Annotated in this window: 1 pseudogene; it reads right to left on the bottom strand. The window is 63.7% G+C overall.

Going from position 1 to position 292, the window contains the following annotated elements:
• A pseudogene (locus tag FLQ44_RS22915) lies at positions 1-216 on the bottom strand (hypothetical protein); the annotation flags it as partial.
• Between the last annotated feature and the right edge of the window lie 76 nt (positions 217-292).

The following is a 292-nucleotide window of genomic DNA, read 5'->3' on the forward strand; positions in this document are numbered from 1 at the left end:
GCCCACCTTGGGCAGGTCGGCGCCATCGCCCTGGCCGAACTCGCGCATGGCGATGCGGCCTTCGGTCTTCAGGCCGACATCGACGATGACGATGTCCTTTTCGATGCCGACGACGCGGCCATGGACGACCTGGCCTTCGCCGAGATCACGGCCGGAAAGCTGTTCGTCCAGAAGGGCGGCGAAATCGTCGCGGGTGGGGGTGAGTGTGTCGGTCATAGGGTTGATGTTGTTTCTAACGAGGTTGGCGCGCGAACGGAGTCCGCGCGGCGGTTGAAAGGAGATGTCAGGCAGT

The organism is Vogesella mureinivorans, from assembly GCF_007644035.1.
Classification (GTDB): Bacteria; Pseudomonadota; Gammaproteobacteria; order Burkholderiales; family Chromobacteriaceae; genus Vogesella; species Vogesella mureinivorans.